Source organism: Sulfodiicoccus acidiphilus, from assembly GCF_003967175.1.
GTDB classification, from domain to species: domain Archaea; phylum Thermoproteota; class Thermoprotei_A; order Sulfolobales; family Sulfolobaceae; genus Sulfodiicoccus; species Sulfodiicoccus acidiphilus.
The window spans coordinates 1,658,547-1,675,453 of record NZ_AP018553.1; the positions used below are offsets into that span (position 1 = coordinate 1,658,547).

The 16,907-nt window shown below is 47.9% G+C and carries 7 protein-coding genes and 1 CRISPR repeat array (1 of these 8 only partly in view); of the genes, 3 read left to right on the forward strand and 4 right to left on the reverse strand.

What is annotated here, in order from left to right; translation table 11 throughout:
* Nucleotides 1-11: 11 nt before the first annotated feature.
* From HS1genome_RS08680 to HS1genome_RS08695, 4 genes are read right to left on the reverse strand one after another with little or no spacing between them, the layout of a single operon-like run.
* Nucleotides 12-389, reverse strand: a complete 378-nt coding sequence (locus HS1genome_RS08680) for a hypothetical protein (protein ID WP_126450500.1) — start codon at nucleotides 387-389, stop codon at nucleotides 12-14.
* Complete coding sequence (gene cas5 / locus HS1genome_RS08685; RefSeq protein WP_197721483.1) at nucleotides 368-667, reverse strand: CRISPR-associated protein Cas5; 300 nt, start codon at nucleotides 665-667, stop codon at nucleotides 368-370. Before cas5 ends, HS1genome_RS08680 begins: the two co-directional genes overlap by 22 nt.
* 9 nt (nucleotides 668-676) lie before the next feature.
* Nucleotides 677-1,582 carry a type I-B CRISPR-associated protein Cas7/Csh2 gene (cas7b, locus tag HS1genome_RS08690; protein ID WP_126450502.1) on the reverse strand — a complete coding sequence of 302 codons (906 nt, stop codon included), beginning with the start codon at nucleotides 1,580-1,582 and terminating at the stop codon, nucleotides 677-679.
* Between the two features lie 49 nt (nucleotides 1,583-1,631).
* Entirely contained in the window at nucleotides 1,632-3,359 is a 1,728-nt protein-coding gene (locus HS1genome_RS08695) for a TM1802 family CRISPR-associated protein (protein ID WP_126450504.1), read from the reverse strand.
* A gap of 627 nt (nucleotides 3,360-3,986) precedes the next feature.
* Between HS1genome_RS08695 and cas2 the strand changes: the two genes are divergently transcribed.
* The 3 genes from cas2 (at nucleotide 3,987) to cas1b (ending at nucleotide 5,972) form a co-directional block, all read left to right on the forward strand.
* Nucleotides 3,987-4,244: a CRISPR-associated endonuclease Cas2 gene (cas2, locus tag HS1genome_RS08700; protein ID WP_126450506.1), complete on the forward strand. Its 258-nt coding sequence runs from the start codon at nucleotides 3,987-3,989 to the stop codon at nucleotides 4,242-4,244.
* 292 nt (nucleotides 4,245-4,536) lie between these two features.
* A complete protein-coding gene (locus HS1genome_RS08705) occupies nucleotides 4,537-4,947 on the forward strand; it encodes a Dna2/Cas4 domain-containing protein (RefSeq protein ID WP_126450508.1) in 411 nt (136 codons plus the stop codon).
* 74 nt (nucleotides 4,948-5,021) lie between these two features.
* On the forward strand, nucleotides 5,022-5,972 hold the full coding sequence (cas1b, locus tag HS1genome_RS08710) for a type I-B CRISPR-associated endonuclease Cas1b (protein ID WP_126450509.1): 951 nt from the start codon (nucleotides 5,022-5,024) through the stop codon (nucleotides 5,970-5,972).
* A gap of 291 nt (nucleotides 5,973-6,263) precedes the next feature.
* Nucleotides 6,264-16,907: direct repeats of the CRISPR family, unit length 30 nt; unit sequence GTTTCAAGCCCTCAAAGGTAAGCTACAAAC (it continues 4,157 nt past the right edge of the window).

A 16,907-nucleotide genomic window follows, 5' to 3' on the forward strand; every position in this document is an offset into this window, starting at 1 on the left:
TACGGCTCCCTTTAAGGGGAACCTAGCTGAACTGTGTAGGGGGACGCACTGACGGAGAAGAAGTAGTTCCTGGTCACGCCTGGTCTCCTGCCCTCCTTGAACTCCCGGGGTACGATGTCCTCCACTGAGAGTTGAACCCCGGGCTCGAAGTCCACCTTCAAGCTAGAAGGTACTGCTCCAACCACCTTCAACTTACCCTGGGGCAGTTCCGAACATTCCACCACCTCCTCCTGCTCCGTCCAGGCCAGCATACCCGCTGTCCCCAAGGATAGGGGATAGGCGGGTCTCACGAAAGCCTCCTCGACTTTCGGTTCGGCTGGACTAATGTAGATCTCGTAACCCAGGAAATCACCGCTGGAGGAGACCACTACCTCTTTGGTGGTGGGCACTCTACCCCTAGTCCCCTCAGTTTAGTGACAGAAACCTGGTCCGTATCGAGAACATCCTCACCAGTCACCAGCTTCCTCAAGGGAGTTAGGGCTGCTACACCTACATCGTACCAGTTTAGTTTCTCATAGTAGCTATCCCTCTCCATTCCCAGGGCCGCGGCCATGATTCCTAGCACTGTTGTCCTAGGAGGAAAGTAGTAAGAGAGGGAGGTGGAGTTACTGTAAACCTTTCTGAAGTGGGCCATCTTTCCCTTGATCCTAACCCTCAGTAACCTCAAGTTAGCACCCTAGGCGGGATGTGGAAGGTTCACTACGTTAGCGACCTTCCTCATCTCCTCGCATACCTTGGACATCTCTTGGGAACACCTGGAGTACACCGTGGCTTGCTTAAGTTTAGCTATGAGGGCAGAGAAGTCCAGTTCGAGATCTTCCAGTCCCCTAACGGCCTCCTTCCTCTCCTTCACCTTTACAAACCTTCTCAGGTCTCCCTCGAATCTATCCGCCTCAGGCCATTCCACTCTCATGTACAGGTGAGGATAGTGCCCAATCTTACTCCTCGTCACGGACTCCGACAGTATGGCCTCCCAGATGAGGTTGTCGAAGATCTTGAGGTCTTCAACGGAGGCCTTGGTCCTCTGGGCTCTTCTGTAACTGAATGCACCGTAGAAGGCCAGGAGGGAGTAGTAGACCCTGTAGTCCTTTCCTATGTTCCCCGCTCCAGTGTCCCTACCGGAAAAGATGGATGTTATGCTCCTAGTGTCCATCAGATCTACCCTATGCAGGGAGTAACCCCAACTCAGTTGGAGCGGTCCGGTGAAGGATATGGACTCTCCCTTCTTCTCTCCCTTCTTGGGAATGGTGGCCCCGAACAGCCTAGCGTCCACGCAGGAGTTTAGAACATCCTCTGGGTTCCCCCCGTACTTCTCTAACTTCGTCGTGGCATCTACGTTCTTTCCGTCGACCTTGGATACCCAGACCTTGTCCTCACCTTGCCTCGATATGAGTAGATCCCTGAAGAATCTCTTAACCCTCACGTCCGTCACTATGTTGGTCCTGGTCTTGGGGTCCATCCTAGGTCTGTTCTCGTCGTCCGGATCTCCATTGGGGTTAGCCATCTTCACTTCGTATATGAGGAGGATCTCCGAGTTCTTAGTAGGAGGGTTGTTCTTAGTTGGAGGATCCAAACCAATCAAGTTAAGAAAGGAACTTCAGTATATAAGGTTTTACTCTACTTCAGGTGTATTACTCTCTGTGGGAAGTCGATTCGAGGATCTGTTTCGTAGTGTAGGAATAGCCCAAAAGGATTAGGAACACATTCTCTTGTGGATTCCTCAAGGATCCACTATCCTCTTCGATCAATCTGAGGGCCTCCCCCAACTCAGCTTCATTATATTGAAGTACATTGTAGTCCCTGAGGGACTCGGCCAACCTGTTTGCGTATACCTTTACGTCCTCATAGTCCATCCCTTCGAAGTCTATCCTGTCAAGAATTGCCTTCCTCTTGTCCTCTTTCTTAGCCTGCTCCTTTCCAACCTGAGCGGTGAGGTAACCCAAGAGGTAAAGGCCTTTCCTGCCTCCCTTGAGTCCCATGGATTCGGCTATCTCTCCTGCTCTACTTCTGTCACTCTCACGAGGGAGGGCGGAACTGACACTCATAAGTCCTAGTAGTCCCATGGAATATATAAATATATGCTGAAGTAGAACGAGATCCTCTAGGCTCCTCCTCATCGTCTCCCTGTTCTCGCAGGTCTCGTACCTCCTGCACCTCAGGGACTCCGTGAACGCCTTGTAGACGAAACTCGGATCCAAGGGGTAGTCCAAGACAATGGCCTCAAAGAAGTCCAGAAAGTACCTCGGATCTACTCCGTCCCTAGTCTCCCTCACGGGTAGGCTAGCGTAGAGGTCCTTAAAGGAAGGAGACCAAGAGAATCTGAGCAGAGAAGCGGACCTGTTGAAGGTCTTGACCACGGCAATCAACCTCAGGTAACTCACCTCCGGTATTACCCTCCAGACCTTGAACTTGGCCTGCTGCCTCTTGCCGAAGAGGATAGTCAGTCTAGGTTCCACACTCAGGTCTCTTGCGGCGTCATCCACCTCTTTCTCCGCATTCCTTACGTCCTCTAGAGATTTTAGGAGGAACCCTTCTAGACTGGGTTCGTAGAGTTTCAGGAACTGCTCTAATCCCCGAGGTGGGAGGTCTGGAATGATGTAAGCGTTTATCGCTCCCATACTGCTCACGAGTCTCTGCTCCACGTAGTTGCTGCCTAGGACGAGGAGACTTCTACAGGAGGGGCACACACTGTGGGCCAGGGTCACATTGTCCTCAAAGAGGTGAGGGAGAAATCCCTTCTTGTCGGTGATGAATATCTTCAGGATGGATCCGTTGGGATAATCTGGGTTCTCCAGCACTTGATTGGAACCACAGATCTGACATGTTCCCTCCACTGTCTCCCCTGAGGCGGAGAGTAAGGACCTGTACTCCTTCTCCTTAGCCAGGATCACCTCTCTTCCGTTGTGAAGTATTTTCACCGTGTAGAGCTTACAGTCCTTCGAGTTCCTCACTTTCTCAAAGACATCCTTGAACTTATCCGGATCAGGAGTGTACCACGAGAGGACCGAATCCACGATATTGCCCAGCTCAGTTCCCTTGAGCCTCTGGGAGATAACCTGGAGGGCGAATTTCTTTTCGCGTTTCACCGCCTTGCCTTCTTCGTCGAACCCCAAGACGTACTTGAACTGGTTCGTAGTTACCCCTAGTTGATCCTTCTGGCCTCCGTAGTTACCCATGAAGGCTAGGTCCCTTTCCACATCTTCATACAGTTCAACCCTTTCTAGGGACACGGTCTTGGAATCGTCATCGAAAACCACGTAACACAAACTCCCTTCGTTGTCTTTCAACTCCTTAATCGGTAATTTCTCGTGACTCTCTTCCGAGCCCAACCTCCCTATCTCTCGCAGGGCTGCGAACATATAGGTAATTAGCCAGGTGAGCAATTTATACTTTGATGTTGTACTCTCGTCCTCCCACCAATTGACCTCTAACTCCTGGATGGAAATTTTCTGGGCATCAACGGTGAACCAATTAAGGACGTCACGAGGCTCAGTATCGCTAGATTATTAGGTGGATAAGGAAATCTTCGTACATCCTCAGGGATCGAGGAAAACCCGATGACAACTGCAGGGAATTCGAAATTCCGAGTCTCCACATCGAGGAAGTCTCAATCGTTCCTAGCCCCCCGTCACGTGACCTTTCGAGTCCCAGTGACCCATCAAAACACATGGGGTTCTCAATGAGGTGAGCACGGGAACTCTAGGAAACCGGAGGGGTCGGAAGGAATCTATAAAGGTGTTCCATTCCGACCGTCCGTAAGTCAGAGATCGCTGGGCCACCCAACTTTCGCCCCCGTCTTTGTTCACTGTGCGAGTCCTTCTCACGTCCGAATCTCCTGGGGCTGGAGGTCACCCCAGGATAGATCATGGTTGTCTGTGGCGAGCTTTTCGAGGTCCCTTTCGTCGACCACTCAGAGCCCCGGTGAAGTTCACGAGGGCATCAGTAATTTCTGCAATTAATTTAATAGGGAAGGAGTAAAGTACCACATGTACGTGATACTCGTGTACGATTTCGACGAGAGTAGGGTCAACAGGGCTCTCCAAACCTGTAGGAAGTACCTAACCTGGGTCCAGAGGTCCGTGTTCGAGGGCGAGATAAGCGAGGGAAAATTTTACGCCTTAAAGGAGGAGCTACGCAGGATCATGAGGGGAAAGGACTCCGTCATAATATACCTCTTGGAAACAGGTAGGTACTTAAAAAGAGAAGTCTTGGGAGAGGAAGGACAGCCCTTCAACGTCCTCTAGACTTGGAGTTCTACAAGTTACCACGTTTCCTAAATCTCGTCGATCACTTGACCGTCTGGACACGCCGAATCAGCCCCAGGCCTAGGCTTGTGACCGTAGGTCACTGAACTGAATTTCTCCCGACGTTGAAGGCCAAGTGAACTGTTCATGAGAATGATTGAGAAACCTTGATATAAAACTTCTAACAATTTAGTAAAGTGAACTACAAACTAGCTCCAGACGTGGTAGTGACGGGGACCCTCGTGTGGTACTCGCACGTGTGTCCCAGGGAAGTTTGGTTCATGGCTAGGGGATCACTCCCTACAGACACCACGCGAGGCTGGAGTTCGGTAGGGAAATTCACAGAATCCACTCCGAGGAGGTTCCGCTCTCCCTAGAGGGAATGAAGCTGGACAGGTTCAGGGAGGACAGTGGAGTAGTGGTGGAAATAAAGTCCACCTCGAGGCACCTGGAGTCGGCTAGGGCCCAGGTCGCGTATTACCTCTATAGGTTGAGGGAAGTAGGGGTGAGGGCCGGGGGAGAGATCTGGGTGCCGGAAGAGGGGTTGAAGGAGAAAGTCGAGGGATTTAGTGAGGAAGAGGTCGGAAAGGACCTGGAGAGAATCAAGCATATAGTGGAGATGGAGAGACCTCCTCCCAGGAAATGGATAAGGTATTGCGGGAAGTGTGCCTACAGAGGCCTTTGTTGGGGTGAAGAAAGGTGATCCGTCGTTGTCCTAAGGGACCCGGGAAGATCTCCAACTTCTGCCGCTGTGTTGGAGCGAGGTGAATCTTCGAATTGGGGAAGTCCTCCATGAAAAGGATATACATCACATCCCACGGGGAGCTTAAAAGGAAGTCTAACACCTTGGCCTTCGTCACGAAGGAGGGAACTAAGTACGTCCCCGTGACTCAGGTGAGGTCCCTTTACGTGTACGGGGAGGTGAGGTTGAACAAGAGGGTCTTACACTTCATATCCAGGTACGGGATTCCTATACACTTCTTCTCCAGGAGGTACCTGGGCAGCTTCTTACCCAAGGTCCAGAACGTATCGGGCTTCGTGCTCCTGAAACAGGTCCAGGCCTATTTGGGAGAGGATAGGGTGAAGTTGGCGAAGGCCTTCGTGGAGGGCTCAATCAAGAACATGGCACTTGTGCTCAGGGAAAACGGGGAGGACCCAGGAAGGGTTAGGGCGTTGCTTGAGAGACTGGAAAAAGCAGGTAATGTGGTGGAGGTAATGGGGGTGGAGGGAGCGGCGAGAGTGGAGTATTACCAAGCATTGGATGGAATATTGGGAGGGGAACTCGGTAAAAGGACAAAGAGGCCACCAGAGAACTGGTTGAACTCCCTGATCAGCCTCGGTAACACCATGCTCTACCTAGAGGCATTGGATCAGATAATCCAGACACAGCTCGACCCCAGGATAGGTTTCCTACACAGTACCAACCTCAGGAGGTTCAGTCTGAACCTAGACATAGCAGACGTGTTCAAGCCGTTGATAGTGGACAGACTCATTATTTCCATGGTGAACAGACGTGAGGTGGGTAAAGATGACTTCGAGGTGGAGGGACTGAAGTTAAAGAAGGACGCGCTCAGGAAGTTCCTCGTAAAGTTCGACGAGAAGCTAGAGAGTAAGGTGAAGGTGGGGAGGAGGAGAATCTCCTATTCCACCTTGCTTAGGTACGAGGCCTACAAGGTGGAGAGGCACGTCATAGGAGATGGAGAGTATAGACCTCACGTAGGAAGATGAGGACGAGATAAGGAGAAACAATGTCTGTCTCCAAGTTTAAGGTGTTCAGCACTCACGGAATAGAGCGGCTTCTTAGCTTCACGGAATGCTCTTTAATGATACAAGTCAGGAAGAAGCAGTTCAGTGTACCCGATGAACGGATCACGAGCGACTGTCAGTTACGGACGACCCTCATAAAGCAGTACCCAGGGTACTTCACTAATATATAATTCGTTACGCATAGTTCAGGGAAAAACGAGATTAAAAAGTACGCTCACCGTAGACGAGGATGTTCGAGAGTTATTTGTACTGGTTTCAAGCCCTCAAAGGTAAGCTACAAACTAGGAACGACATTTTCACCACTTGAAGAAGTTAGTGTTTCAAGCCCTCAAAGGTAAGCTACAAACTCCTCCTCGTCATACACGTGTAGTCTCGAATACTCAGTGTTTCAAGCCCTCAAAGGTAAGCTACAAACGCTAGTTTCCTAAGTAAAGTGCTAGAATTTATTTATCTGTTTCAAGCCCTCAAAGGTAAGCTACAAACCCACCGAAGTCAAACGGCACATCACCCTGCATAATGTTTCAAGCCCTCAAAGGTAAGCTACAAACTGGCGAAAACCATACGAAACCCGGAAACTTCGACAAAGTTTCAAGCCCTCAAAGGTAAGCTACAAACTTGTACGCCGTTTATGAAGTTGCTTATCCCCTTCGTGTTTCAAGCCCTCAAAGGTAAGCTACAAACTGCTTCTTCTGTGGTGTAGAAAGTCGCTGATTACGCTGGTTTCAAGCCCTCAAAGGTAAGCTACAAACCAAATTTCCACCTCACAATAAGTCAACTATCCTGTTGTTTCAAGCCCTCAAAGGTAAGCTACAAACTCATAGAAAGTGGAAACTCGGGTGAGAATGGGGGAAGTGTTTCAAGCCCTCAAAGGTAAGCTACAAACAAGAGCAGGATCGGGATGAGAAGTGGGTCGATAGTGTTTCAAGCCCTCAAAGGTAAGCTACAAACTCGTACGAAGTACCTCCCTTCATCATGTGAGAAGAAGTTTCAAGCCCTCAAAGGTAAGCTACAAACAGAAGTGAGCTTACCCTCCTTTACCAGCCTGATGGGTTTCAAGCCCTCAAAGGTAAGCTACAAACACACCGGGAACCAGGCAATTGTAGTTCTGTCTGCCTACGTTTCAAGCCCTCAAGGGTAAGCTACAAACCTTCAAACACCTCCGTTGGACCCGAAGTATAGCGGTGATCCGGTTTCAAGCCCTCAAAGGTAAGCTACAAACCTTGCGAAGAAATATTATCCCCTATACGCGGAATGGCGTTTCAAGCCCTCAAAGGTAAGCTACAAACCCATGATCTCATTCTAAGAATTACCAGAAATGTCGATTTCAGTTTCAAGCCCTCAAAGGTAAGCTACAAACTCTGCAAGAAACACAGCATCATCGATGAAGAGATTGTTTCAAGCCCTCAAAGGTAAGCTACAAACATGAGAAGGCTGAGGAAGAGTGAAGCCTATCGCCTTGTTTCAAGCCCTCAAAGGTAAGCTACAAACTGCTTCTTCTGTGGTGTAGAAAGTCGCTGATTACGCTGGTTTCAAGCCCTCAAAGGTAAGCTACAAACTAAATTTCCACCTCACAATAAGTCAACTATCCTGTTGTTTCAAGCCCTCAAAGGTAAGCTACAAACTCATAGAAAGTGGAAACTCGGGTGAGAATGGGGGAAGTGTTTCAAGCCCTCAAAGGTAAGCTACAAACAAGAGCAGGATCGGGATGAGAAGTGGGTCGATAGTGTTTCAAGCCCTCAAAGGTAAGCTACAAACTCGTACGAAGTACCTCCCTTCATCATGTGAGAAGAAGTTTCAAGCCCTCAAAGGTAAGCTACAAACAGAAGTGAGCTTACCCTCCTTTACCAGCCTGATGGGTTTCAAGCCCTCAAAGGTAAGCTACAAACACACCGGGAACCAGGCAATTGTAGTTCTGTCTGCCTACGTTTCAAGCCCTCAAGGGTAAGCTACAAACCTTCAAACACCTCCGTTGGACCCGAAGTATAGCGGTGATCCGGTTTCAAGCCCTCAAAGGTAAGCTACAAACCTTGCGAAGAAATATTATCCCCTATACGCGGAATGGCGTTTCAAGCCCTCAAAGGTAAGCTACAAACCCATGATCTCATTCTAAGAATTACCAGAAATGTCGATTTCAGTTTCAAGCCCTCAAAGGTAAGCTACAAACTCTGCAAGAAACACAGCATCATCGATGAAGAGATTGTTTCAAGCCCTCAAAGGTAAGCTACAAACATGAGAAGGCTGAGGAAGAGTGAAGCCTATCGCCTTGTTTCAAGCCCTCAAAGGTAAGCTACAAACTTACCTGCGTAGACGACTTCTATATCTAGCTTGCTGGTTTCAAGCCCTCAAAGGTAAGCTACAAACATAGCTCGCCGGTAGAACTGAGAATTTCTGCCGATAGGTTTCAAGCCCTCAAAGGTAAGCTACAAACAGATCGGGGAACCTACTAATTGTTTCTAAAGTCTCTTGTTTCAAGCCCTCAAGGGTAAGCTACAAACGTAACGTTCAACGTCGTCGACGGCGTGGAGTATGTAGTTTCAAGCCCTCAAAGGTAAGCTACAAACTCGGCCGAGATCATTATCTCGGTCGGTGACTGATCCAGGTTTCAAGCCCTCAAAGGTAAGCTACAAACAAATGGTACCCCTTAGTACTGGAATACCTTCCCCATGTTTCAAGCCCTCAAAGGTAAGCTACAAACAATAACAAGAACAAAAATTCAGCCGTAAACACCAAAGTTTCAAGCCCTCAAAGGTAAGCTACAAACGTCGTCAATTCCTTGATATTTCAACATTTTTTCCGCGTTTCAAGCCCTCAAAGGTAAGCTACAAACTCGATTTGAGGACGGGGTTTGACGGAGAGGACATTAGCGGTTTCAAGCCCTCAAAGGTAAGCTACAAACGGGATGCAAGGGCACCCCTTCGTCGGGGACCACTTGGGTTTCAAGCCCTCAAAGGTAAGCTACAAACCACCTGTCCAGAATGTGGACGAGTGTTGTTGGGTTAGTTTCAAGCCCTCAAAGGTAAGCTACAAACGAGAGGTCTCCTTCCTCAAGATGCTGTACATTCGAGGTTTCAAGCCCTCAAAGGTAAGCTACAAACCGTGAACGTTCCGGGGAAGATCCAACTCCTGAAGTTGTTTCAAGCCCTCAAAGGTAAGCTACAAACATGTGGATGATCCCGAATTTTACTGGACACGAAAACGGTTTCAAGCCCTCAAAGGTAAGCTACAAACAGTAGTCGCAATTTCTGAGTATGTTACTTGCGTCTTGTTTCAAGCCCTCAAAGGTAAGCTACAAACCCGATATAATCCTTAATATAAGCAAGAAACACGAGGGTGTTTCAAGCCCTCAAAGGTAAGCTACAAACACACCAGGTTGGCATGCCTTTGTTGATTCTATCACTCCGGTTTCAAGCCCTCAAAGGTAAGCTACAAACAGAATTTGATTTCCCGGTCATGAGCGGTGATTCCGTGTTTCAAGCCCTCAAAGGTAAGCTACAAACCTACTCCTTGCGGAGGCGACATCGTGAAGGGTTGAGGAGTTTCAAGCCCTCAAAGGTAAGCTACAAACGTGTTCGTAGTGAAGTATTGGCTAAGCCAGGCTACGTTTCAAGCCCTCAAAGGTAAGCTACAAACCCTTTTTCTGTTCTTGTGGTTCCAATTTCCCCTCCAGTTTCAAGCCCTCAAAGGTAAGCTACAAACGGGATTGGCTTTTGGGGCATAGCGAGAAATACCAGAGGTTTCAAGCCCTCAAAGGTAAGCTACAAACAATTCCACTGCTCGAGCCTGCATCCTCGGTACATCATGTTTCAAGCCCTCAAAGGTAAGCTACAAACACATTCATCATTTCGATTTGGTTGTGGGCCACATAGCGTTTCAAGCCCTCAAAGGTAAGCTACAAACGTCTTTCCTCCCGTCGAACCCCTAGTGCACTTTTTGGTTTCAAGCCCTCAAAGGTAAGCTACAAACCTTTCGCGTTTCGTGAAAGTTCTTCTTCGCATTTTGTGTTTCAAGCCCTCAAAGGTAAGCTACAAACCACCTGTCCAGAGTGTGGACGGGTGATGCTGGGCTAGTTTCAAGCCCTCAAAGGTAAGCTACAAACACGATTATTTCTCCTTGCTTAAAGTATTGTATGAATGGGTTTCAAGCCCTCAAAGGTAAGCTACAAACCTGGAGTCCTCTTCGTCTTTTTCTTCGGCGGTGTAGGTTTCAAGCCCTCAAAGGTAAGCTACAAACATGTGTGGGGTAAAGGTAGAGGGACGGGGTGAGAGTTTCAAGCCCTCAAAGGTAAGCTACAAACATCCACCGAAAATGCGACCCACCATCCGAGCGAATCCAGTTTCAAGCCCTCAAAGGTAAGCTACAAACGTGACGCCCAGCACGCTGTCGATCGTGTTTTGGTTGTTTCAAGCCCTCAAAGGTAAGCTACAAACAGCACTGCTCACCGTCACAATCGACTTCTCAGAGACGTTTCAAGCCCTCAAAGGTAAGCTACAAACACCTTAAGCCCCATGAAGGAAGAGTGAAGGACTTTCTCAGTTTCAAGCCCTCAAAGGTAAGCTACAAACCTAGTTTTTCCTAGATATCGATGAGACTTCACTTGTTTCAAGCCCTCAAAGGTAAGCTACAAACAAGTATACGCCTAAACCGATAGCCAAATTTGAAGAATAGTTTCAAGCCCTCAAAGGTAAGCTACAAACCGGTAGGAGCTGATGAGAATAGCTGAATGACCGAATCGCGTTTCAAGCCCTCAAAGGTAAGCTACAAACAGTTTCACTGCAGTCAATCCTCCCAAGTTCTTTCTGTTTCAAGCCCTCAAAGGTAAGCTACAAACACGGCTTGGAACTGCAGAAGCGGTGTACCCAACGCAGATGTTTCAAGCCCTCAAAGGTAAGCTACAAACTGCCCTTCTGGTTATTATTACGATTCTGGTTACAAGTTTCAAGCCCTCAAAGGTAAGCTACAAACACGGTATCCTCTGCCCGAATCTATCGACAGTATAGGGTTTCAAGCCCTCAAAGGTAAGCTACAAACACATTCAGAAGCTCTCAGTCAGACCGGACGACGCGAAAGTTTCAAGCCCTCAAAGGTAAGCTACAAACTGGACATGAGGGTGCCCGCGAAGGTGAAGGCCGCATAGTTTCAAGCCCTCAAAGGTAAGCTACAAACGTGAACTACATCGAACTGGTCCTGAATTCGACTGTGTTTCAAGCCCTCAAAGGTAAGCTACAAACAGGTGGAGGAGGGCCGGGTTCCTCCTCCGCTTACGGGTTTCAAGCCCTCAAAGGTAAGCTACAAACGTCAGACAAACTGCTGAATCAGACGATGATTATTCTGTTTCAAGCCCTCAAAGGTAAGCTACAAACTCGTTGCCACGTGGGCCCTCACCAGACCGGCCCACGTGGGTTTCAAGCCCTCAAAGGTAAGCTACAAACACTTGGAAGAACTTCACGCGATAGGTAACATCATACCGTTTCAAGCCCTCAAAGGTAAGCTACAAACGACTCGAAGAAACACGAGTTCATCGTCTGCGAATATGAGTTTCAAGCCCTCAAAGGTAAGCTACAAACATAATAGCAGGAAGCCCATCGAAGGTCATGATGAGAAGTTTCAAGCCCTCAAAGGTAAGCTACAAACGTCCTCGTACGGCAGGCTTACCTGGGGTACAGGAACGGGTTTCAAGCCCTCAAAGGTAAGCTACAAACAATGACGTATTTACCGGGAAGGATGAGGTACTCGACGGTTTCAAGCCCTCAAAGGTAAGCTACAAACCTCATTCTCCCGTCTGGAGTCAGAGTCACCACCGCCTTGTTTCAAGCCCTCAAAGGTAAGCTACAAACAACGAGAGTACGGCAAGGAGTTCGTCGTCGGACCTTTCGTTTCAAGCCCTCAAAGGTAAGCTACAAACGAGGAAAAGGGCCGTGCTTTGTGTGAGGGGGTGGAAGTTTCAAGCCCTCAAAGGTAAGCTACAAACGGTGGAAGGGTTGTTGCAGCTCCCTCCCGGCGTCACGTTTCAAGCCCTCAAAGGTAAGCTACAAACAAAGTCATCAATCCGCAAAATTGGCAACTTTTCTCGGGTTTCAAGCCCTCAAAGGTAAGCTACAAACTTTTTAGCGGGTTGAAGAAGCTGTTCGGTGGTAGCGTTTCAAGCCCTCAAAGGTAAGCTACAAACCTATGAAGTCGTCGGCATTTCGAATTCTGACTCCGCGGTTTCAAGCCCTCAAAGGTAAGCTACAAACGGAGCCTGGATACATATCCTCTGAAGCCTAGGCTGGGTTTCAAGCCCTCAAAGGTAAGCTACAAACACCCAACGGCACAGCAGTTCGCGGATGACTATCTGGGTTTCAAGCCCTCAAAGGTAAGCTACAAACTGGCCCTCCCTATTAGCTCTTCTCCCTCTATCCCTCCAGTTTCAAGCCCTCAAAGGTAAGCTACAAACAAAAGAAGGCCAGGGGTTTCATAGAGCTAGCCCGGCTGTTTCAAGCCCTCAAAGGTAAGCTACAAACGGAGACATGACGCTGATCTCAACGGCTCCTACGGATGTTTCAAGCCCTCAAAGGTAAGCTACAAACAATTCACGATGGAATAGAACACACACTAACTGTAGTTGGTTTCAAGCCCTCAAAGGTAAGCTACAAACATGTGTACCACACTTGAATGTGATAGTCCCCGTCGGTTTCAAGCCCTCAAAGGTAAGCTACAAACCTCAGGAGAAGCCGGTAGAGGACGTTATAGAAAACCTACGTTTCAAGCCCTCAAAGGTAAGCTACAAACCCTTCGAGTTTGGGGCAGTACTACGCCTACCTCAAGTTTCAAGCCCTCAAAGGTAAGCTACAAACTCGGTACCCCAGGTACGTACATGCTCACGTACTCCGCGTTTCAAGCCCTCAAAGGTAAGCTACAAACCTGGAGTACAATCAATTAACATAGTAAACTCTGTTCTGTTTCAAGCCCTCAAAGGTAAGCTACAAACCACTCAGACAAAATCTATTCTCCCATTCTCTGTGTATGTTTCAAGCCCTCAAAGGTAAGCTACAAACATACTAACCTTCAGGTCTAAAAAGAGAAGAAAAAAGACGTTTCAAGCCCTCAAAGGTAAGCTACAAACAAATGGCATACTCATGTCCCTGTCTGATGGCTTCATCTTGTTTCAAGCCCTCAAAGGTAAGCTACAAACAGAAATTGAAAATAAAAGCAGGAGTTCTCCAAAGTATGTTTCAAGCCCTCAAAGGTAAGCTACAAACCTTTCGCATTTGTCCATGTATTCGTCGTTGAGATCATGTTTCAAGCCCTCAAAGGTAAGCTACAAACCCCAGAATGGCAACAGTGGGAAGAATGGTTTTGTGTGTTTCAAGCCCTCAAAGGTAAGCTACAAACACTGTACTCCAGATAGGGTTACTTTGAGTACACTGTGTTTCAAGCCCTCAAAGGTAAGCTACAAACCTGGAGAGAGGACTGAAAGAGTTGGGCCACCAAGTGAGTTTCAAGCCCTCAAAGGTAAGCTACAAACCTGTGTCCCTCGAATCCTTCCTCGAGGGACACAGTTATGTTTCAAGCCCTCAAAGGTAAGCTACAAACGAAAAGATGAAGAAAGGGGCGTTCGAGTTCATTCTGGGTTTCAAGCCCTCAAAGGTAAGCTACAAACTCAAGTGCCCATTCTTGTGATAGTGAAAACGATAAGGGTTTCAAGCCCTCAAAGGTAAGCTACAAACAGGGTGCTGAAAGCCAAATGACCAGAGCTATTTCATTGTTTCAAGCCCTCAAAGGTAAGCTACAAACTCTTCACGGCCATAGGCGTGTTCGTGGGAGGCCTAGGTTTCAAGCCCTCAAAGGTAAGCTACAAACCCCTCAGGCAGTCGCTGTGCCAACGACACTACCAGGTTTCAAGCCCTCAAAGGTAAGCTACAAACTTGTACTCGAAAGCCAATTTGAGGAACTTGCTCTGGTTTCAAGCCCTCAAAGGTAAGCTACAAACTACAAACACAGCGTACTGGGTGTCACCGACTGGGTCGAATTTTTGTTTCAAGCCCTCAAAGGTAAGCTACAAACACATAGCTGGCGTGACGACGCAGGTGACACAGGTCACGTTTCAAGCCCTCAAAGGTAAGCTACAAACTTTTACGTGGGATATCAGGTTATCTTCGTGTGACAGTTTCAAGCCCTCAAAGGTAAGCTACAAACTAGGTTCCCTCTATTCATGCTTAGCTTTACATCGCAGTTTCAAGCCCTCAAAGGTAAGCTACAAACTACAGCCCATCCACGCTAAGGACATTGTACAAGTCGTGTTTCAAGCCCTCAAAGGTAAGCTACAAACATAGATATGATCGACAGATTTTACCAGCCTAGAGGAGTTTCAAGCCCTCAAAGGTAAGCTACAAACGCTAGTTTCCTAAGTAAAGTGCTAGAATTTATTTATCTGTTTCAAGCCCTCAAAGGTAAGCTACAAACTCTCCTGCTTCCTAACGGGGATACAGTCCGGCATTATGTTTCAAGCCCTCAAAGGTAAGCTACAAACACTCCTCGGAGGACGAGGAGGACTCGGAGGAGGACGTTTCAAGCCCTCAAAGGTAAGCTACAAACTCGTTGCCATGGGTTCGTTTGTCTTACGCTATTATTGTTTCAAGCCCTCAAAGGTAAGCTACAAACCAACGACGGTGAGGAAGAGCAGCTCGCCAGCACCGGTTTCAAGCCCTCAAAGGTAAGCTACAAACAGGTCGGCTGTTCCGCGGTGGCGTTGAGGTATGCCCTGTTTCAAGCCCTCAAAGGTAAGCTACAAACGGGAGGGGAGGGGAAGAAAAAAGGGTTAGGGAAGAAGTTTCAAGCCCTCAAAGGTAAGCTACAAACCGTTACTGACCCATCCCAGTTGCTATCGGCCCAGAGTTTCAAGCCCTCAAAGGTAAGCTACAAACGCAGTCTTTCGCCGTTTCTCCTTCTTCTTTACATAAAGGTTTCAAGCCCTCAAAGGTAAGCTACAAACCATATCCCTCGTACCCCTGTTCGAGGGATATGATATTGTTTCAAGCCCTCAAAGGTAAGCTACAAACACTAACTGAATGGTACAAAAAAGGCTGGGTGCAGTTTTAGTTTCAAGCCCTCAAAGGTAAGCTACAAACCCAGCCAGAAGGAAGAAGAGGAGAGAAGGAAGGAAAGGTTTCAAGCCCTCAAAGGTAAGCTACAAACACCCTGTACGTCGTCGTCATATCGGCGTCGGTCTTGTTTCAAGCCCTCAAAGGTAAGCTACAAACTGAGACTTCATGTGCGAAAAAAGCGTGACGGAACAAAGTTTCAAGCCCTCAAAGGTAAGCTACAAACCGTGTCAGCCGGCCTGAAAGGCCGGTTGAAGATATTAGTTTCAAGCCCTCAAAGGTAAGCTACAAACAGGCCGGCTGACACGCACGAAGTCTTTGTTTGGAAGAAGTTTCAAGCCCTCAAAGGTAAGCTACAAACCCCCAAACAAATGTATCTAGGGTACAAGGAGGGTGAGTTGTTTCAAGCCCTCAAAGGTAAGCTACAAACGGAGTGAGAATGGCGGCTCGGTAGTGTTTTCCGCACCGTTTCAAGCCCTCAAAGGTAAGCTACAAACCCCTTCCACCCCGTGCGGGGCAGCCATACAACCCTACACGTTTCAAGCCCTCAAAGGTAAGCTACAAACTGTTACACCGCTTCCGGGTGTGACAACACCAGGCGGGTTTCAAGCCCTCAAAGGTAAGCTACAAACACTTAACACCGCAGCAGATAGCCCAGTATGTCAAGGTTTCAAGCCCTCAAAGGTAAGCTACAAACTTTAAGGAACAAGTCTTAGCCCTACTCTTTGTCATGGGTTTCAAGCCCTCAAAGGTAAGCTACAAACACACGATAGTGGTGAAGAACGGGAAGCTACATATAGGAGTTTCAAGCCCTCAAAGGTAAGCTACAAACTTGAGGTGATTGCGGTTTGGGCTTGGGTCGATACCGGTTTCAAGCCCTCAAAGGTAAGCTACAAACCTTCGGCATCTCGTCGAAATTTGATGTGTTTATCCAGTTTCAAGCCCTCAAAGGTAAGCTACAAACTTCCCATTTTTATCAACTCTTGCTGAGAGAATTGATTGTTTCAAGCCCTCAAAGGTAAGCTACAAACATGAGTGAGCAGAAGCAGGATTCTCAACAGGAAGAGGTTTCAAGCCCTCAAAGGTAAGCTACAAACATGTCTTTGTACCTCTCATATACTTCATTCTTCAGTCGTTTCAAGCCCTCAAAGGTAAGCTACAAACTTTTCCACGACGAATATTTCACAGACATCACGTCACGTTTCAAGCCCTCAAAGGTAAGCTACAAACTGTGGGAAAAGAGGAAAGTGTGAAAAAGATGAGGTTGTTTCAAGCCCTCAAAGGTAAGCTACAAACAAAGTGACGGCCATGGTGTAGATGCCCAACACCATCGGTTTCAAGCCCTCAAAGGTAAGCTACAAACGGAATTTATCTTTCTATTTGTCTGCTTATTTGTATTGTTTCAAGCCCTCAAAGGTAAGCTACAAACAGAACTCGGGGTCCTTCACCGAGGCCACACCCATCGCGTTTCAAGCCCTCAAAGGTAAGCTACAAACAGAGTGCATACCTGGTCCTTACGACCAGGTATAGATGTTTCAAGCCCTCAAAGGTAAGCTACAAACTCAGGGGCATGCTCAGGGACCCGGACACACCCCCTTGTTTCAAGCCCTCAAAGGTAAGCTACAAACAATATCCCTGCTAACACAACTATACTTAGCCCCCGAAAGGTTTCAAGCCCTCAAAGGTAAGCTACAAACACGTCCTGCGCCGTGACTTTGCGCCACATGTCCGGGGTTTCAAGCCCTCAAAGGTAAGCTACAAACCGTGAGCATCTTTTCAATTTCCATGAGCACCTTTTGTTTCAAGCCCTCAAAGG

Coding starts and splice junctions, on each gene's coding strand:
- cas2 (WP_126450506.1), top strand. CDS start 3,987: ATGTACGTGATACTCGTGTACGATTTCGACGAGAGTAGGGTCAACAGG.
- HS1genome_RS08695 (WP_126450504.1), bottom strand. CDS start 3,359: ATGTTCGCAGCCCTGCGAGAGATAGGGAGGTTGGGCTCGGAAGAGAGT.